The organism is Pseudomonas sp. fls2-241-TYG-175 (assembly GCF_030209155.1).
Classification (GTDB): Bacteria; Pseudomonadota; Gammaproteobacteria; order Pseudomonadales; family Pseudomonadaceae; genus Aquipseudomonas; species Aquipseudomonas viridiflava.
Window position 1 is genome coordinate 14,434 of record NZ_JARVSO010000041.1, and the last position, 17,279, is coordinate 31,712.

The following is a 17,279-nucleotide window of genomic DNA, read 5'->3' on the forward strand; positions in this document are numbered from 1 at the left end:
CGGCACTCGATCTTGAACGACTGAGGCAGAGTGCCGCGAACCTGCGGCAGTGTCTAGCCCGGTGCTATCGGATGTCGCTTCCAGGCAATAAGTCAGAAGCAAAAGCAGGGTGCCAAACGAAAAAGAGCGCTGCTCTCTCAAACCCGGAGGTTTGAAACAACAGCGCTCGCTTCATGCACAACAACTCAGCGCATGACGATACCGCGGCTGGTCATGTAAGCCTTGGCTTCAGGCACCGTGTATTCACCGAAGTGGAAAATACTCGCGGCCAGTACGGCACTGGCGTGGCCTTCCAGCACGCCAGCAGCCAGATGCTCCAGATTGCCGACACCGCCCGAGGCGATCACCGGAATGCCCAGCGCATCACTGATGGCGCGGGTGACGCCCAGGTCGAAGCCGTTCTTCATGCCATCCTGGTCCATGCTGGTCAGCAGGATTTCGCCCGCACCCAGCTCTTCCATCTTCTTCGCCCAGACCACAGCGTCCAGCCCGGTCGGCTTGCGGCCGCCGTGGGTGAAGATTTCCCAGCGCGGCGTTTCACCCGGTCCGGAAACCTTCTTGGCGTCGATGGCGACCACGATGCACTGCGAACCGAAACGCGCAGCGGCTTCGCCGACGAACTCCGGGTTGAACACAGCAGCGGTGTTGATCGATACCTTGTCGGCACCGGCGTTGAGCAGGTTGCGGATGTCCTGCACGGTACGCACGCCGCCGCCCACGGTCAGCGGGATGAATACCTGACTGGCCATGCGCTCGACGGTGTGCAGCGTGGTGTCACGGCCATCGACGCTGGCGGTGATGTCCAGAAAGGTGATTTCGTCGGCGCCCTGCTCATCGTAGCGACGAGCGATCTCTACCGGATCCCCCGCGTCGCGGATGTTCTCGAACTTGACGCCCTTGACCACTCGACCGTTGTCGACGTCCAGGCAAGGGATGATGCGTTTGGCTAGGGCCACAGGATCAATCTCCGGTTAATTGAACCAGCGCAGACTCAGCGCTGTTCCAGATCACACAAGGCCTGGGCCTCGGCGACGTCCAGCGTGCCTTCGTAGATGGCGCGACCGGTGATTGCACCGATGATGCCCGGCGCCCTGGCATCAAGCAGCGCCTTGATGTCACCCAGGTTATGGATGCCGCCCGACGCGATGACCGGAATCCGCGTTGCCGCCGCCAGTGCAGCGGTGAACGGGATGTTGCAGCCCTGCATCATGCCGTCTTTGGCGATGTCGGTGTACACGATGGCCGATACGCCATCGGCTTCAAAACGCTTGGCCAGGTCGATGACCTGCACCGAGCTGACTTCAGCCCAGCCGTCGGTCGCGACGAAACCGTCCTTGGCGTCCAGGCCGACAATCACCTTGCCGGGGAACGCGCGGCAGGCTTCGGCCACGAACTCGGGCTCTTTGACTGCCTTGGTGCCGATGATCACGTAGCTCACGCCCGCCTTGACGTAATGCTCGATGGTTTCCAGCGAACGGATGCCGCCGCCGATCTGGATCGGCAGGTTCGGGTAGCGCCGCGCGATGGCGGTGACCACGTCACCGTTGACCGGCTGGCCTTCGAACGCGCCGTTGAGATCAACCAGATGCAGACGGCGGCAGCCACCTTCGACCCACTTGGCGGCCATGGCCACCGGATCATCGGAGAACACCGTGGAATCTTCCATGCGGCCCTGACGCAGGCGCACGCAGGCGCCGTCTTTAAGGTCGATAGCGGGGATAATCAGCATCGGGGAACCTACTTGTCCGGAAGTTAGTTTTTCTCGAGCGCCCACAGGTCACTTTCGATGCTCTCGAACCTCTCCTTGAGGTGCTGCTGAACATCGAAAATGGCTCGATTGTAGTAATGCGGGGCAATCTCGCGCGTGAACAGCTCAAGCACCTCGGCCACCTCGAACGACCCCAGCTCCAGCTCGAAACGGTCTGCAAACAGACGCTTGAGCTTGTCGATCGCCTGCTGCTCATGCTCGGGCGAGAGGGTCAGGATGGGTGGCTTGGCCTTGGTTTTGCTCATGTCGATTACCAGCGACCGTCCCACGCCGCGAAGTTCTGCAGCAACTGCAGGCCATGGGTATGGCTCTTCTCCGGGTGGAACTGCACGGCAAAGCGCGAACCGTCGGCGAGCGCTGCAGCGAAGTCGATGCCGTAACGGCCACGGCCCACCACCTGACGCTGATTGACGGCGTCGATGTAGTAGCTATGGACGAAGTAGAAACGCGCCAGATCGGGGATGTCGTGCCACAGCGGGTGATCGACCGACTGAGTGACCTGATTCCAGCCCATGTGCGGCACTTTCAGGTGCTCGCCGTCTTCATGCAGGTCCTTGCCAAAGAACTTCACCTGACCGGGAAACATGCCGATGCAGTCCACACCGTCGCTCTCTTCGCTGCTGTCGAGCAACGCCTGCATGCCGACGCAGATACCCAGAAACGGACGGTCCTTGCTGACTTCCTGCACCAGCGAGTCAAAGCCCAGACGGCGGATTTCGGCCATGCAGTCGCGAATCGCCCCCACACCCGGAAACACCACACGGTCGGCTTCACGAATCACATCGGCGTCGCTGGTGATCAGCACACGGCCTGCGCCAACGTGCTCCAGGGCCTTGGCGACCGAGTGCAGGTTGCCCATGCCGTAATCGATGACCGCAACTGTCTGCATCAGAGAACACCCTTGGTGGAAGGCATCTGTCCGGCCATGCGCTCATCCAGCTCGACCGCCATGCGCAGGGCACGGCCGAAGGCCTTGAAGACCGTTTCGATCTGGTGGTGAGTGTTGTGGCCACGCAGGTTGTCGATGTGCAGCGTCACGTTGGCGTGGTTGACGAAGCCCTGGAAGAATTCCTGGAACAGGTCGACGTCGAAGCCACCGACGGTTGCACGGGTGTACGGCACATGCATCTGCAGGCCGGGACGGCCCGAGAAGTCGATGACCACACGCGACAGCGCTTCATCGAGCGGCACGTAGGCATGGCCGTAACGGCGAATGCCTTTCTTGTCGCCAATGGCCTGACTGAATGCCTGACCCACCGTGATACCGACGTCTTCCACCGTATGGTGATCGTCGATTTCCAGGTCGCCCTTGCACTCGATGTCCAGGTCGATCAGCCCGTGCCGGGCGATCTGGTCGAGCATGTGCTCAAGGAAAGGCACGCCGATATCAAATCGGGCCTTTCCGGTGCCATCCAGGTTGATCGAGGCTTTGATCTGGGTTTCCAGAGTATTGCGCTCGACGTAAGCCTTACGTTCGGCCATCACCAGCTCCGCAAAATCATTGGGCGAAAAAGGCGATCATTATAGGCCCAGAACGGCCCCGCATGAAGCAAACAGACGACAGACAGGGGATTTACTGTACAGCGCCCTTTTGCGCCTCGGCAAGTCCGCTTTTATCAAGCAACCTGTAAGCCACTGAAGAAACGCCAGCTTTTTGTGGGAGGCGGCTTGCCGGCGATGCAGTGGACGCGGTGGGTCAGGCAAATCGCGTCATCGTTCATCGCCGGCAAGCCGCCTCCCACAGTCCCGTATTTGCTACGCGACAGCGCCATGTTGAATACTGGGTCGCGCCTCTTATCAAACAACCTGCAACCCACTGAAGAAACCGGATTTTGTGGGAGCGGACCGGGCGGCGTTCCGTTTGTCCGCGAATACTGTATTTCAGTCGATGAATATTCGTCGGATGTAATGACCTTTTCGCGGACAAGTCCGCTCCCACCAAGTTTGCTGCGCGACAGCGCTGCGTCGAAGACGTGGTGGCGCCTCCCACACATCACGTTTCCCAGCGGATTACAGGTTACCCATCACTGGAGAAATCAGCTGAAAAGGCCTGCAATCGCATCGCAGACCTTGTCTATATTCCCCTCGTTCAACCCGGCCAGGCACATGCGGCCGCTGCGGATCAGGTAGACGCCGTGGGTGTCCTTCAGCTCATCGACCTGCGCAGGCGTCAGGCCGGTGTAGCTGAACATGCCGTTCTGGCGGAGGATGAAGCTGAAATCGTGCTGCGGAACCTTCTGCGCCAGCACCGCCACCAGACGAGTCCGCATGTCGAGGATGCGTTGACGCATCACTTCGACCTCGGTCAGCCACTGGTCTCGCAGTTGCGGCGAGTTGAGCACGCGGGAAACCACCTGCGCGCCATGAGCAGGCGGGCTGGAGTAGTTGCGGCGTACGGTCGCCTTGAGCTGGCCCAGCACGTTGACGGCCGAAGCGCTGTCTTCGCAGACCACCGACAGCCCGCCCACACGCTCGCCGTACAGCGAGAAAATCTTCGAAAACGAGTTGCTGATAAACGCTGTAACACCAGCCTCGGTCATCGCACGAATCGCGTAGGCGTCTTCGTCCATGCCGTTGCCGAAGCCCTGATAGGCGATGTCGAGAAACGGAATCAGCTCGCGAGCCTTGACCAGTGCGACCACCTGATCCCACTGCGCAACGGACAGATCCGCGCCGGTCGGGTTATGGCAGCACGGGTGCAGCAACACGATGCTGCGTGCAGGCAATTGCTGCAGCGCATCCAGCATGGCGTCGAACTTCACGCCGCCGGTCTGGGCATCGAAGTAGGGATAGGTGTTGACCTTGAAACCCGCGCCGCCAAACAGCGCGTTATGGTTTTCCCAGGTCGGATCGCTGACCCAGACCTGCGAATCCGGAAACGCATATTTGAGGAAGTCGGCACCCACTTTCAGCGCGCCGGAACCACCCACGGTCTGGATCGTAGCGACACGACCGGCGAGCACGGCCGGATTGTTCTCGCCGAACAGCAGGGTCTGCACTGCCTGACGATAAGGCGCGAGGCCCTCCATCGGCAGGTACAGCGAAGCCGTCTGCTCGCCCTCGGCCAGTTGCTTCTGTGCGCTCACTGCCGCGTCGAGACGAGGAATGCGGCCTTGTGCGTCGTAATACAGACCGATGCTGAGATTGACCTTGTCGGCGCGAGGATCCTTGCCGAAGGTTTCCATCAACGAAAGGATCGGATCACCGGCGTACGACTCCACGTGGGCTAGCATGCAAACAACTCCTTAAAGAATGAAATCAGGCCGGACAACGATCAGGTCTGTGGTTCTGCTGCGGGATATTAACCCTGCCAAGGCGGGTATTTGGCAGAAAAATACACCTGTGGGGCAGGACAGGCATTAAACCCCACCTTACCGTTTCCTTGAGGCAGCATCCAACGTCCGCCGGGGCAAACGCCAACTGACCTGAAGCACCTCAAGGTGATCCGTCGAAATCACAGATCCACGCTCGCGCAGGGCCGCTCCATGCGCCCGGTCATCCGCCAATCTTGATGACGACCTTTCCGAAAGCACCTCTGGCCAAATGCTCATAAGCCTCGCGAGCCTGATCGAATGAATAAACGTGATCGATCACGGGGCGAATCCGATGCTTATTCAGGAATTCATTCATCCGGTCAAATGACGAGCGTGGCGCAACGGCGATGCCGCGGATTGTTGTCTGACGGAAAATCATAGGCATCAGATTCAGCGCAGAGGTCTGCCCCGTCAAAAAGCCGATCTGTGCGATCCGTCCCCCCGCCTTCGTGGCAGCAATGGATTGATTGATGCCGTCACCTCCCGCCACATCCAGCAGAAGATCGACCCCTTTACCCTCGGTGAGCTTAATCACATGCTCTGCCCATTCAGGGTGAGTGCGGTAATTCACCCCTGCAACAGCACCCAGCTTTTTCAACGCGTCCAGATTGTCATCCCGACTGGAGGTGGCGATGACGCGAGCGCCCAGCGCTGTTGCAATCTGTGCTGCAAAAACGGAAACACCTCCAGACCCCTGAACCAGAACCGTCTGACCCGGCTCGATCCGGCCAAAATCAACCAGCGCATACCATGCCGTCAGAGCAGCGATCGGAAGCGTCGCGGCCTCTTCATCCGACATGTTATCGGGGGCCCGCACGGCGCTGTCTTCGTGGATGATCATGTATTGCGCCAGACCGCCCGGCAGTGGCGAGCCGAAGCAGTAGTCAGGCTCATCCGGCCCGGGCATGCCATCCAGCCAGCGTGAATACAGGTGCGAGTTGACCCGGTCTCCGACGACGAAGCGGCTGACGCCATCACCCACTGCCACGACAGTACCTGCCGCATCGCTGACCGGAATGAGCGGCTTGGGTACCATGTGGGGCTCATAAATGCCGTCAACGATTTCCTTGTCCCGAAAGTTGAGCGATACCGCGCCGACCTTTACCAGCAACTCTCCGGCTTTGGGCACCGGAGTTTCAACGTCTTCCTGCACCAGGTTGTCCAGCCCGAAGTCTTTCAGAAGCCATGCTTTCATTTTTTGTCTCCAGCCATTTTCAATTGCAGGAGGCAGACTCCTCCTTGCGCTGGAGCCATTGTTGAGGTTTCGTCGCCTGCGATAAATGCGCAGAAACCGATAGGATTGTTATCCTGATCAGCAACAATCATCTATTCAATATGCTTTGGGAAAGAAGACTTATGGAGCTTCTACAGTCGATGCAGGTATTCGCCAAGCTGGCTGAGTTGGGGAGCTTCACCAAAGTCGCAGAGGCATTGCAGATTGGACGTCCGCATGTCACGCGCACCATTCAGGAGCTGGAGGCCTCGCTGGGTGTCCGGCTCTTCCAGCGCACCACGCGCAAAGTAAACCTGACTGCAGAGGGCGAGCAATTTTACGAGCGGGTGAAAGAGATCCTGGCAACCATCGCTCAAACCACGTCCATGTTCGACCGTAGCGGTTCCACGTTACGGGGGCGGCTTCGAATTGATATTCCAGCTGCCTTTTCCCAACGCAGCTTCATGGGGAGCCTGAGAAAATTTACCGAGGCATTTCCGGGAATCGAGCTTGCACTTGGCGTGACCGACCGTGCAGTGGATCTCGTGGCCGAGGGCATCGACTGTGCGCTACGTATCGGTGATCTTCCCGACTCCAGCATGGTCGCCAGAGAAATCGGCACCGCTACCATGGTCACCTGTGCATCCCCGGATTATCTCCAGAGGCACGGCGTTCCAATGAACCTGCAGGACTTGTCGGGCCATCGGTGCGTCAGCTTCCTGTCCGGTCAGAACAACAGACCGCTGCTCTGGCACTTCACGATAGACGCTGACAATCATCCGTACACGCCTCGTGGCGGGATTACCTTGAACGAGTCAAATGCCTATGTTCAATGCGGTGTGGCAGGCTTCGGCATTGTTCAGGCGCCGGGCATTACCGTTGAGACATTCCTCGCCAACGGGGAACTGGTCGAGGTACTCAGGGAGTTTCGTCCACGACCGCGACCGGTTTCGGTGCTTTACCCCAGCAGAACGCACCTTGCCCCGCAGGTGGATGCATTCGTGAATTGGCTGAAAGAGCATATCCCACGACTGCACCCCAACTGGTTCACGTCTCGCTGATCTGCGTTTGTATCAAGCGAAGCCCGTAACTACAGCGCCCCCGAAAACCGGGCAAAAAAAAGCGCATGCACCGAAGTGCACGCGCTTTTTCAGGACTCGCAGACTGTTAGTGGAACAGTACGGCGGTCTTTTGCAGTGTCACCCAGACGCCCCACGCCAGTGGAATGCCCACTGCCAGCCAGGCGGCAATCACCAGCGGCTTGCTGCCCGCTGAAGCTTTCCATTCCAGCGAAGTGGTCGCATCAGAGCCCTTGTCGTGGCCGATGGCTTGCTCAGCCGCCAGCTCCGCGTCGGTCATGAAGTACTTGTCGGCCACCGGACGGATCAACAGGTTGCAGATGAAACCGAGCACCAGCAGACCGGCAAGGATGTACAGCGTGATGTCGTAGGCATCGGCACGTGCAACACCGTGGCTGAGTTGATACTCACGCAGGTAGTTGACCAGTACCGGACCCAGTACACCGGCTGCAGCCCAGGCAGTCAGCAGGCGACCATGGATTGCACCGACCATCTGTGTGCCGAACAGGTCGGCCAGGTAGGCAGGTACGGTTGCGAAACCGCCGCCGTACATCGACAGCACGACGCAGAACGCAGCCACGAACAGCGCGATGCTGCCCATGTGACCCAGTGTCGGCACCGACGCGTAGAGCACGAAGCCCAGTGCGAAGAACACGAAGTAGGTAGCCTTGCGACCGATGTAGTCCGAGCACGAAGCCCAGAAGAAGCGACCACCGATGTTGAACAGGCTCAACAGACCGGTGAAGCCCGCAGCGATGGCGGCGATGGCTTTCAATTGGTCAGCATTGAGCTGGCTGAACGTCAGGTCATTGCCCAGCAGCTTGCCGGCGAACACTTCCTGCAGCAGTGGCGAAGCCATGCCCAGGATGCCGATACCGGCCGAAACGTTCAGGCACAGCACCAGCCAGACCAGACGGAACTGCGGCGTCTTCCAGGCCACGCTGACGTGCACGTGACGGTTGGTGATCATCGCGTTCTTGGCCTTGGCAGCCGGAGCGGTCCAGCCTTCAGGTTTCCAGCCGGTCGGCGGAACGCGGTAGCCCAGTGCGCCGCCGATCATGAAGATGAAGTAGATCACCGCCATCACGACAAAGCTCTGCCATACGCCCACGCTGTCCGCAGAAGCGAAGTGACCCATCAGGAAGGTCGCCAGAGGTGCACCCACCATCGCGCCGCCGCCGAAGCCCATGATCGCCATGCCGGTCGCCATGCCGCGCTTGTCCGGGAACCACTTGATCAGGGTCGACACCGGGGAGATGTAGCCAAGCCCCAGCCCGATACCGCCGATGACACCCGAGCCCAGCCACATGAGCCAGATCTGGTGGGTATAAATACCCAGCGCCGAAATCAGCAGACCGCCACACCAGCACAGTGCCGAAACAACACCGGCCTTGCGTGGACCTGCGTGCTCGAGCCAGCCACCCCAGATGGCAGCCGAACAGCCCAGGAAGATGAAGAACAGGGTGTAGATCCAGCCCAGCATGGAAATCTGCCAGTCACAGGTCGATGCAAACATCTGTGCAAAGAAGCCCATGTCCGGTGTGCATGCCACAGGTGCCGAAACACCGACCGCTTTCGACAACGGCAACCAGAAAACCGAAAAGCCGTACGCCATACCAATACAAAGATGGATGGCCAGTGCGGCGGGTGGAACAAGCCAGCGGTTGAAACCGGGCTTGGCGATAATGCGCTCTTTGGACAAGAACGCAGGCTGAACGGCTGCGCCGCCCAATGCTGTGCTTGTGCTCATTATAATTACCCCAATGTGTGAAGCTTGCAGATGGTCCCGCTGATCCGCCACAGACTCCATGCCGAGCGGCCATGTCTGTTTTATCGGCAGGATGTTCAGATACGTGACAAAAAGACGCACCCGAGCCAGCAGATGCGGAGACTATCACTTACTGATGGCTAATAAGCATCTTGTTACAGTGTTTTTATTATTAAAATCACCCACTTAATCCACGTTATCTATGACCCCATAGATGCAGTCAATTAAACATCAGGAGAAGATGCATGCCGGTCTTAGTTGGGCTATTAAGTTCGCCCACTTTTCAGGATCAGGAAGACCTGCAAAAGATATATCTCGACGCACCTGCAGATATGTTCCCGCCCTTTTTCGGTGCAGCACAGTTGATCGAAACAACACTGGCAGACGGCGCCTTGCTGACCGGACGCTTCAACGACCGGCTGTTGGGCGCGGCCCGGCTTGAGCGCGGCAAGACTGTCTGGCACCTGTCTCATCTGTGCGTGCGCAAACCGACACGTCGACGCGGCGTGGCCGAGCGCATAGTCTGCGAGGGGCAGAAACTGGCCCGGGAGGCGGGTTGCGAACTACGCTTGCTGGCAACCGCCGAGTGTCCCGAAGTCCTCGCCCTGGCGGCCAGGCTTTCTGTGCAACTGGACGTCACAACGCCCTGAATCACCGGGCGTCATCCAGCCATGAAGGCATCCGAAGCCCGAGACCCTCCTCAGAGCGGTATACTCGTGGGCTATTTTTGAACATCGACACAAGGACTCGCCCATGAAAGCGTTCGGCAAAATCCTGGGGCTGTTTATTCTCGGGTTGTTGCTGATCATCGTGGCTCTCGGCTTTGCCCTGACCCATCTGTTTGATCCCAACGACTACAAAGACGAGATTCGGCAACTGGCACGTGAAAAGGCCAACGTCGAGCTGACGCTCAATGGCGATATCGGCTGGAGCCTGTTCCCCTGGCTCGGGCTGGAACTGCACGACACCCATGTGGCGACCCTGACCGCTCCCGACCAGCCCTTTGCCGATGTTCAGATGCTGGGCTTGTCCGTCCGCGTCCTGCCCTTGCTGCGCAAACAGGTGCAGATGAGCGACATCCGTGTCGAAGGCCTGAACCTGATGTTGCATCGCGATGAGCAGGGTCACGGCAACTGGGAAGACATCGGCAAGCCGCCTGCCGTCGCGTCCACCGATGCGAAACCGGAAACCACGCCGACGCCGGAAGCACCCAAGCCGGAACGCGCTTCTCAGCCTCTGAAGCTGGACATCGACAGCCTGACCGTCAACAACGCCCGCGTGGATTACAGCGACGCTCGCAAAGGCCAGACCTTCACGGCAGAAAGTATCCAGCTGAGCACCGGTCCGATTCGCGAAGCGTCGGATATTCCAATCAAGCTGACCGCCTTCCTGAGCACCAACCAGCCCGTGGTGCGCGCCAAGACCGAACTGGTCGGCGAACTGCGCATGGACCGCGTGCTCAAGCGCTATCAATTCGAAGACATGCGCCTGTCCGGCGAAGTCGCTGGCGAGCCACTCAAGGGCAAGACCGTGACCTTCTCGGCACAAGGTCAACTGCTGGTGGATCTGGCGGCCAATATTGCCGAATGGAACAGCCTGAAGATATCGGCCAACCAGATGCGCGCCCTCGGCGAACTGCGTGCCCGCGAGCTGGACAAGACCCCGCAGCTCAGTGGCGGCCTGTCCATCGCCCAGCTCGATGTTCGCACCTTCTTTGAAAACATCGGCCAGCCACTGCCGCCGATGGCCGATGGCGCACTCAGCAAGGTCGAAATGGTCACACGCCTCAGCGGCACGCCCACCAGCGTGGTGCTGGACGGCCTGAACCTGAAAGTGGACGACAGCACCTTCACTGGCCGTGTCGCGATAGACGACTTCGCCAAGCAGGCCCTGCGCGTGCAGCTCAAGGGCGACACCTTCGACGCCGACCGCTATCGCCCTGCCGAAAGCGAAGAAAGCAAAGGCGCCAAGGCCGCGCGCAAATCCGAGGTGCAGAGCGGTGAAGCCGCAGCTGTCGCCGGGGATTCGCCATTGCCCGAACAGCCCACCAAGGCTGCCTGGAGCACTGCCAAGTTGTTGCCACTGGAGCGCCTGCGCACGCTGGATGTCGAGGCTGACATCAGCCTGGGCAAGCTGACTCTGAACAAGCTGCCTATCGACAATGCTGTGTTCAAGACCCAGGCATTGGGCGGCGTCATCAAGCTCGATACGCTCGGCGGCAATCTCTACAACGGCAACTTCGAGGTCAAAGGCAATCTGGATGCGCGTCCCGACCTGCCGACCATCAGTGTGCAAACCCGCACTGCGAAAGTACCGGTGGACCGCGTTCTGGAAAGTCAGGGCCAGACGCCGCCGGTGCGTGGCCTGCTGACACTGAACAGCAGCCTGACCGGCCAGGGCAACAGCGAGAAAGCGCTGATCGACAGCCTCAACGGCACCGCCAGTTTCGCGCTCAACAACGGCGTGCTGGTCAACGCCAACCTTGAGCAGCAACTGTGCAAAGGCATTTCGACGCTGAACCGCAAACCGCTGACCGGCGAGCCGCGCGCCAAGGACACGCCTTTTCAGCAACTGGACGGCAATCTGGTGATCCGCAACGGCGTGGCGAGCAACCCGGATCTGAAAGTGCGTATCCCCGGCCTGACCGTCAACGGCAATGGCGACGTGGACCTGCGCGTGCTGGGCATGAACTACCGCGTCGGCATCATCATCGAAGGTGACAAGAGCGACATGCCGGACCCGGCCTGCGAGGTCAATCCGCGCTACGTCGGCATCGAGTGGCCGGTGCAGTGCCGAGGCCCGCTGGAACTGGGCGCCAAGGCCTGCCGTCTGGACCGCGAAGGCGTCGGCCAGATCGCCGCAAAACTGGCAGGCGACCGGATCAGCGAAAAACTCGAGGACAAGCTCAACGAGAAGCTGGGCGACAAGGTCAGCCCGGAACTCAAAGATGCGCTCAAGGGGTTGTTCAAGCGCTAGAAAAGCAAGGCGGCGCGATGTCCCTGACACAGCGCCGCCTCGCAAGATACAAAGGACTGTAGGAGCGCGCTTGCCCGCGAAAGCGTCCACTCAGTCACTGATGAGTCGCCTGATACATCGCATCGCGGGCAAGCGCGCTCCTACAACTATCAGCATTTCATCAGGTCACGAGCTGTTTCACAGGAGCCCACCAGGCGATGCAACCCGAGCAATTTTCCAGCGCAGTTCTGGATTGGTATGACCGCCACGGCCGACACGACCTGCCTTGGCAGCAAGGCATCACGCCGTACCGGGTCTGGGTGTCGGAAATCATGTTGCAACAGACGCAAGTCAGCACTGTGCTGAACTACTTCGACCGCTTCATGGAAGCCCTGCCCACCGTACAGGCCCTGGCTGAAGCGCCCGAAGACGAAGTGCTGCATCTGTGGACCGGCCTGGGCTACTACACCCGCGCCCGCAACCTGCAAAAGACCGCGCGTATTGTCGTGGCCGAACACGGCGGTGAATTTCCCCGCGATGTGGAAAAGCTGACCGAGCTGCCCGGCATCGGCCTGTCCACCGCAGGCGCCATTGCCAGCCTGAGCATGGGTATCCGCGCCTCGATCCTGGACGGCAACGTCAAACGCGTTCTGGCGCGCTTCACGGCGCAGGAAGGCTATCCGGGCGAGCCCAAGGTCGCCAAACAGTTATGGGCCACGGCAGAGCGCTTCACGCCCCATACGCGCGTGAACAACTACACCCAGGCGATGATGGACCTGGGCGCAACGCTCTGCACCCGCAGCAAACCCAGCTGCCTGCTCTGCCCGCTCGAGCGCGGCTGTCAGGCACACATGCTGGGTCTGGAAACCCGCTACCCGATCCCCAAGCCGCGCAAGACCGTGCCGCAAAAGCGCACTCTCATGCCCATCTTCGCCAACGGCGACGGCGCAATTCTGCTGTACCGCCGCCCGTCCAGCGGACTGTGGGGCGGCCTGTGGAGCCTGCCGGAACTCGATCACTTCGACGACGTGCAGCATCTGGCAACACAACACTCGCTGGAATTGGGCAAGCATCACGAACTGCCCGGCCTGATTCACACCTTCAGCCACTTCCAGTTGAGCATAGAACCCTGGCTGGTACAGGTCCAGGAGTCCGCCCATCACGTGGCCGAGGCCGACTGGCTCTGGTATAACCTCGCCACCCCGCCGCGCCTGGGCCTTGCCGCCCCGGTGAAAAAGCTGCTCAAACGCGCAGCCGACGTATTGAACGCAGGAGAGTCGTCATGACCCGCACCGTAATGTGCCGCAAGTACAAAGAAGAACTGGAAGGCCTCGAGCGCGCCCCTTATCCGGGAGCCAAGGGCGAAGACATCTTCAACCACGTCTCGAAAAAAGCCTGGGCCGACTGGCAGAAGCACCAGACCCTGCTGATCAACGAACGCCGCCTGAACATGATGAACGCCGAAGACCGCAAATTCCTCCAGGCCGAAATGGACAAGTACCTGTCCGGCGAGGAATACGCTCAGGCTGAAGGCTACGTTCCGCCCGAGAAATAAAGCGTTTCGCGCAGTGAAGGTCGTAAGCGTCGGTAATAATTCAATATTTTTTGAGAACGCGCTTGACGACCTCCTGAAAAACACGTTTAATGCGCCCCGTTGCCCAGATAGCTCAGTCGGTAGAGCAGGGGATTGAAAATCCCCGTGTCGGCGGTTCGATTCCGTCTCTGGGCACCACCTTCCGTTTTCAGGTGATGCCAAGCACACCTGAAAGCACACAAGAAACCCGCCTAGTGCGGGTTTTTTGTTGTCCGGGATTTACCTCATTCCTTACGACCACCCCCTGCGCGGTCGCGATTGAAACGAGTCAAATGTAACGCGACACATCCATTCGGTCGTGCAGGACACGGATAACAGCAATGCCATACTCCGTCGCGCGGAAATAAATGACATGCCGCTCAATGCTGCGACGACGATAACCTGAACGAATGTGATCACAGGCAGGTGCGGTTTTCGGATTTTGCGCCAGCTCAGCGAACGCCTCAGTAATAATGTCCACATAGTGGTTGGCCTGTGCTGAGCCCCACTCCTGAAACGTTTAGAGCCAGATTGCCTCCAGATCGCGTTCTGCGGCAGGCGCAAGACGGTATTCAGTCATGCGCGTTCAACATCCTTTTCTTGAACTCATCGACACTGAACCGCCGGGGCTCTCCGCTCGCCTCACCTTCTATCAGTGCCTGGCGGATACCTTCAATTTCTGCACTACGCTCCTGCTCACGCCGAATCAGGTCGCGAATATACTCGCTGTCATTGGTGTATCGGCCCGCATCTATCTGGGCCTTGATCCAGCTGTCCTGCTGATCGGTGACGGTAATGGTCTTGCGAACGGTTCCCATGATTGAACCTCAAGTGAAATCATTGACGGCGATCATCTTGTCATACTATTGGTGCGTTTTCGCACACCAGCGATCCGATAGGTTGCATCCACAGTACGTTCGCCCCCATGCCTATAACCGATTGAACTTAGCCCCACCCATCCCCTCGAACTCATACATTTGTTTTCAAAGGAAAAATCCTGTGCTCAAGTTTACCGCCTCCGCCCTCGTCATCGCCGCCACCCTTGGCCTCGCCGCCTGCGACAGCAAATCCGAGCAGAAAGCCCAGGACGCTCAGGCGCATCAGGAAAACGCTCAACAGAAGATGGAATCGGCTCAGGCCAAGGTGAACGACGCAGCGAAAGAGAATGCCGAAGCCGCCAAAGACAAGGCTGCATCCAAGGAAGCTGCTGCCGAAGAGTCGAAAACCTTCGTGCCGACCTCCGAAGTGACCAACACTGTTCAGACACCTGAAAAAAAGTAAAAACGGCCTGTTTTCTTCACAAAGTTTTCACAGCCGATAAGCCATTGTAGAGCTGCTCCCAAGTGTGAATCCTTAAGCCCGCTCCCCCATCGCGGGCTTTTCTTTGTCCGGCGTTTGGCGCTGACCGCTTTCAGCTAAAAATTACCGCCATCCTCACCCTATCCCGCCTGTCCAAAACGTCATTCCAGCCCTAATGCCTTCAACTCTGGTGTCGATAGCCTGATGAATAGAGTTTCGTAAAAACAACACCAAAGGCGGCAGGTTATGTTCGGAAATAAAAGCAAAAACGAACTGGCAGCCATGAAGGCAGAAGTAGATAGCGCAAAAGGACTGATGGGCGCACTTGAAAAATCGATGGCGGTGGTCGAGCTGGATCTTGATGGCAGGATCCTGCGTGCCAACGACAACTTTCTAACAGCAATGGGTTATCGGGCCGAAGAGCTTCCCGGCAAGTCCCACCGCGACTTCTGCGAGCCTGAAATGGCACGCAGTCGTGAGTATGCTGATCTATGGGCATCGCTGCGGGCAGGCAAATTCATCTCAGGCACCTTCAAGCGTGTCAGCAAAACCGGGAAAAGTGTCTGGCTAGAGGCCAGTTACAATCCGGTGATAGACGCTCAGGGCAAAGTGATCAAGATCGTTAAGTACGCACTCGACGTCACCCGGAAGGTCATGCTTGAAAACGAAACTCACAGCAAACTCAATGCAGTGGACCGCGCCATGGCGGTGTGCGAGTTCGACCCGGCCGGCCATGTGCTGACAGCCAACGACAACTTCCTGCACGTGATGGGTTTTTCGCTGACGGACATCAAAGGCAAACACCACAAGACCTTCTGTGAGCCGACGTTCGTCAACAGCTCGGAGTACACCGAATTCTGGCGCAAGTTGAACCACGGCGAGTTTGTGGGCGGCCAGTTCAAGCGTCTGGGCAAGCATGGCCGAGTCGTTTGGCTGGAAGCGACCTACAACCCGGTCTATGACGTCGAGGGCAAGCTGTACAAGATCGTGAAGTTCGCCAGCGACATCACTGACCGTGTGGAAAAGCAGGAAGCCGACGCACACGGCGCGTCCAAGGCCTATCACATCTCGGCCGAAACCGAGAAGGTAGCCGAACAGGGCACACTGGTGATCCAGGAAACGGCACGCGAGATGCGGCAGATTGCCGAGAACATCGGCGCATCCGCCAGACTGGTCGGGCAGCTGGGCGATCGCTCGGAACAGATCACGGCCATCGTCAACACCATCCGTGGGATTGCCGACCAGACCAACCTGCTGGCGCTCAACGCGGCCATCGAAGCGGCACGGGCTGGCGATCAGGGTCGTGGGTTTGCGGTCGTGGCCGATGAAGTCCGGCAACTGGCAGGACGCACCAGCGGCTCGACCACGGAAATCGCCGAGATGATTGGCAAGATTCTGGCCGAGACACGCGAGGCGGTAGCGAGTATGAGCGCGACTCAGGAAGGCGCAAACCGTGGCGTTACGCTGGCTGATCAGGCCGGGCAGGTGATCGTGCAGATTCGTGACGGCGCGAGCGATGCCGTTGAGGCGGTCAGCATGTTCGCCAACCGTATGGACGAGGCAGAAGCCTTCTCCAAAACCGGCAAAAAATGACCGTTCGCTGTACCGCTACACTGAAAGCCCGCGCCCTGCGGGCTTTTATGTTTCTGCGCCCAGGACATCAATAGCAAACCCGCTCGCCAGCATCCCGGCCTTGGCTATTCGGGCGCTGTGCGCTTCAATAGCCGCCATTGCCCTTACCGCCGGACAAAGGACCGCCTCATGGCCTCGCCAGACAAGCAACAAAAACGTGCCAAGCGCGCAAAGATCAAGGCCAAGCAGAACCGCTCCGGGAAGTCACCGACCAACGTCGTGCATCCCGTGTTCGCCTCTGCACTGGTTAACCAGCCGTTCGACGATGTGCAGCTGGACATGAATACGTTCGACTTCAAGGACATCGTTGAAAACGGTTTCGACCCGGCCGACTACGAAGACCTGTTCGACACCATGAAGTCCGCCGAGGCCATCAGCCAGCTGGCGATGTGTCTGGTGTTCCTGCAATACCCGGTGCTGGCGCTGGTGGTTTCGGAAGAAGACGAAGAGGAAGCGACCGACTTCATGATGGGCCTGCTCATCACCTACCGCGCCATCCACCACGGCGAAGACGAAGACACCGCCGTGGAGTGGGTCGAAGGCAAGGCTTTCCAGGCAGATTTCCAGATGGCGTCGGACTTGCTGATGAAGCGCGACACCAGAGCGATGCGCTGAAAGAGTTAATCGTTCCCACGCGCTCATCGTTATACACAAATCCTCCTGGAGGAATACGATGAT

16 protein-coding genes, 1 tRNA gene and 3 pseudogenes are annotated in these 17,279 nt (G+C 59.0%); 10 read left to right on the plus strand and 10 right to left on the minus strand.

Annotation, left to right across the window (positions count from 1 at the left end; genetic code table 11):
- Positions 1 to 185: 185 nt before the first annotated feature.
- The 7 genes from hisF to QRN20_RS23180 form a co-directional block, all read right to left on the minus strand.
- The gene (gene hisF / locus QRN20_RS23150; protein WP_122428848.1) at positions 186 to 956 is read right to left on the minus strand and encodes an imidazole glycerol phosphate synthase subunit HisF; all 771 of its coding nucleotides are present in this window, start codon (positions 954 to 956) and stop codon (positions 186 to 188) included.
- 35 nt (positions 957 to 991) lie between these two features.
- Positions 992 to 1,729 (minus strand): 1-(5-phosphoribosyl)-5-[(5-phosphoribosylamino)methylideneamino]imidazole-4-carboxamide isomerase, encoded by a 738-nt coding sequence (hisA, locus tag QRN20_RS23155; protein ID WP_057409562.1) that lies wholly within the window; start codon positions 1,727 to 1,729, stop codon positions 992 to 994.
- 23 nt (positions 1,730 to 1,752) lie between these two features.
- Positions 1,753 to 2,013, minus strand: a complete 261-nt coding sequence (locus QRN20_RS23160) for a DUF2164 domain-containing protein (protein WP_069143216.1) — start codon at positions 2,011 to 2,013, stop codon at positions 1,753 to 1,755.
- A 5-nt stretch (positions 2,014 to 2,018) separates the two neighbouring features.
- Complete coding sequence (gene hisH / locus QRN20_RS23165) at positions 2,019 to 2,657, minus strand: imidazole glycerol phosphate synthase subunit HisH (protein WP_004883085.1); 639 nt, start codon at positions 2,655 to 2,657, stop codon at positions 2,019 to 2,021.
- The gene (gene hisB / locus QRN20_RS23170) at positions 2,657 to 3,250 is read right to left on the minus strand and encodes an imidazoleglycerol-phosphate dehydratase HisB (RefSeq protein WP_004883084.1); all 594 of its coding nucleotides are present in this window, start codon (positions 3,248 to 3,250) and stop codon (positions 2,657 to 2,659) included. Before hisB ends, hisH begins: the two co-directional genes overlap by 1 nt.
- A gap of 554 nt (positions 3,251 to 3,804) precedes the next feature.
- Positions 3,805 to 5,001, minus strand: coding sequence for an amino acid aminotransferase (locus QRN20_RS23175; protein WP_029241411.1), 1,197 nt, complete (start codon positions 4,999 to 5,001; stop codon positions 3,805 to 3,807).
- A 262-nt stretch (positions 5,002 to 5,263) separates the two neighbouring features.
- The gene (locus QRN20_RS23180) at positions 5,264 to 6,277 is read right to left on the minus strand and encodes a zinc-dependent alcohol dehydrogenase family protein (RefSeq protein ID WP_217386425.1); all 1,014 of its coding nucleotides are present in this window, start codon (positions 6,275 to 6,277) and stop codon (positions 5,264 to 5,266) included.
- A 179-nt stretch (positions 6,278 to 6,456) separates the two neighbouring features.
- Between QRN20_RS23180 and QRN20_RS23185 the strand changes: the two genes are divergently transcribed.
- Entirely contained in the window at positions 6,457 to 7,356 is a 900-nt protein-coding gene (locus QRN20_RS23185; RefSeq protein ID WP_122606333.1) for a LysR family transcriptional regulator, read from the plus strand.
- A gap of 106 nt (positions 7,357 to 7,462) precedes the next feature.
- Here QRN20_RS23185 and QRN20_RS23190 read toward each other — a convergent pair whose 3' ends face one another.
- On the minus strand, positions 7,463 to 9,124 hold the full coding sequence (locus QRN20_RS23190) for an OFA family MFS transporter (protein WP_043306308.1): 1,662 nt from the start codon (positions 9,122 to 9,124) through the stop codon (positions 7,463 to 7,465).
- 263 nt (positions 9,125 to 9,387) lie between these two features.
- On the opposite strand from QRN20_RS23190, the gene QRN20_RS23195 reads away from it, so the two are divergent.
- The 5 genes from QRN20_RS23195 to QRN20_RS23215 all read left to right on the plus strand — a co-directional run bounded on the left by QRN20_RS23195 (position 9,388) and on the right by QRN20_RS23215 (position 13,829).
- Entirely contained in the window at positions 9,388 to 9,792 is a 405-nt protein-coding gene (locus QRN20_RS23195) for an acetyl-CoA sensor PanZ family protein (protein ID WP_122606300.1), read from the plus strand.
- A 103-nt stretch (positions 9,793 to 9,895) separates the two neighbouring features.
- Positions 9,896 to 12,118, plus strand: coding sequence for an AsmA family protein (locus QRN20_RS23200; RefSeq protein WP_122606302.1), 2,223 nt, complete (start codon positions 9,896 to 9,898; stop codon positions 12,116 to 12,118).
- A gap of 197 nt (positions 12,119 to 12,315) precedes the next feature.
- Positions 12,316 to 13,383, plus strand: coding sequence for an A/G-specific adenine glycosylase (gene mutY / locus QRN20_RS23205; RefSeq protein WP_004883066.1), 1,068 nt, complete (start codon positions 12,316 to 12,318; stop codon positions 13,381 to 13,383).
- Positions 13,380 to 13,652, plus strand: coding sequence for an oxidative damage protection protein (locus QRN20_RS23210; protein WP_004883065.1), 273 nt, complete (start codon positions 13,380 to 13,382; stop codon positions 13,650 to 13,652). The genes mutY and QRN20_RS23210 overlap by 4 nt, the downstream gene beginning before the upstream one ends.
- Before the next feature lie 101 nt (positions 13,653 to 13,753).
- Positions 13,754 to 13,829 (plus strand) — tRNA-Phe (locus QRN20_RS23215).
- Between the two features lie 130 nt (positions 13,830 to 13,959).
- Here the strand turns inward: QRN20_RS23215 and QRN20_RS23220 are convergent.
- A pseudogene (locus QRN20_RS23220) lies at positions 13,960 to 14,169 on the minus strand (type II toxin-antitoxin system RelE/ParE family toxin); the annotation flags it as partial.
- 73 nt (positions 14,170 to 14,242) lie between these two features.
- Positions 14,243 to 14,488, minus strand: coding sequence for a type II toxin-antitoxin system ParD family antitoxin (locus QRN20_RS23225; protein ID WP_029244074.1), 246 nt, complete (start codon positions 14,486 to 14,488; stop codon positions 14,243 to 14,245).
- Between the two features lie 181 nt (positions 14,489 to 14,669).
- Here QRN20_RS23225 and QRN20_RS23230 point away from each other — a divergent pair, with 181 nt between their 5' ends.
- From QRN20_RS23230 to QRN20_RS23240, 4 genes and pseudogenes are all read left to right on the plus strand, one after another.
- Entirely contained in the window at positions 14,670 to 14,951 is a 282-nt protein-coding gene (locus QRN20_RS23230; RefSeq protein WP_004883057.1) for a hypothetical protein, read from the plus strand.
- A 333-nt stretch (positions 14,952 to 15,284) separates the two neighbouring features.
- Positions 15,285 to 15,992, plus strand: a pseudogene (locus QRN20_RS26970) (PAS domain-containing protein); the annotation flags it as partial.
- Between the two features lie 102 nt (positions 15,993 to 16,094).
- Positions 16,095 to 16,562: pseudogene (locus QRN20_RS26975) on the plus strand (methyl-accepting chemotaxis protein); the annotation flags it as partial.
- Positions 16,563 to 16,730: 168 nt separating this feature from the next.
- Positions 16,731 to 17,216, plus strand: a complete 486-nt coding sequence (locus QRN20_RS23240; protein ID WP_069143187.1) for a hypothetical protein — start codon at positions 16,731 to 16,733, stop codon at positions 17,214 to 17,216.
- Positions 17,217 to 17,279 lie beyond the last annotated feature (63 nt).

Bases quoted from the DNA above. Each gene is read 5' to 3' on its own strand.
- hisA (WP_057409562.1), bottom strand. From the start codon at position 1,729: ATGCTGATTATCCCCGCTATCGACCTTAAAGACGGCGCCTGCGTGCGC.
- QRN20_RS23160 (WP_069143216.1), bottom strand. From the start codon at position 2,013: ATGAGCAAAACCAAGGCCAAGCCACCCATCCTGACCCTCTCGCCCGAG.
- hisH (WP_004883085.1), bottom strand. From the start codon at position 2,657: ATGCAGACAGTTGCGGTCATCGATTACGGCATGGGCAACCTGCACTCG.
- hisB (WP_004883084.1), bottom strand. From the start codon at position 3,250: ATGGCCGAACGTAAGGCTTACGTCGAGCGCAATACTCTGGAAACCCAG.
- QRN20_RS23175 (WP_029241411.1), bottom strand. From the start codon at position 5,001: ATGCTAGCCCACGTGGAGTCGTACGCCGGTGATCCGATCCTTTCGTTG.
- QRN20_RS23180 (WP_217386425.1), bottom strand. From the start codon at position 6,277: ATGAAAGCATGGCTTCTGAAAGACTTCGGGCTGGACAACCTGGTGCAG.
- QRN20_RS23185 (WP_122606333.1), top strand. From the start codon at position 6,457: ATGCAGGTATTCGCCAAGCTGGCTGAGTTGGGGAGCTTCACCAAAGTC.
- QRN20_RS23190 (WP_043306308.1), bottom strand. From the start codon at position 9,124: ATGAGCACAAGCACAGCATTGGGCGGCGCAGCCGTTCAGCCTGCGTTC.
- QRN20_RS23195 (WP_122606300.1), top strand. From the start codon at position 9,388: ATGCCGGTCTTAGTTGGGCTATTAAGTTCGCCCACTTTTCAGGATCAG.
- QRN20_RS23200 (WP_122606302.1), top strand. From the start codon at position 9,896: ATGAAAGCGTTCGGCAAAATCCTGGGGCTGTTTATTCTCGGGTTGTTG.
- mutY (WP_004883066.1), top strand. From the start codon at position 12,316: ATGCAACCCGAGCAATTTTCCAGCGCAGTTCTGGATTGGTATGACCGC.
- QRN20_RS23210 (WP_004883065.1), top strand. From the start codon at position 13,380: ATGACCCGCACCGTAATGTGCCGCAAGTACAAAGAAGAACTGGAAGGC.
- QRN20_RS23225 (WP_029244074.1), bottom strand. From the start codon at position 14,488: ATGGGAACCGTTCGCAAGACCATTACCGTCACCGATCAGCAGGACAGC.
- QRN20_RS23240 (WP_069143187.1), top strand. From the start codon at position 16,731: ATGGCCTCGCCAGACAAGCAACAAAAACGTGCCAAGCGCGCAAAGATC.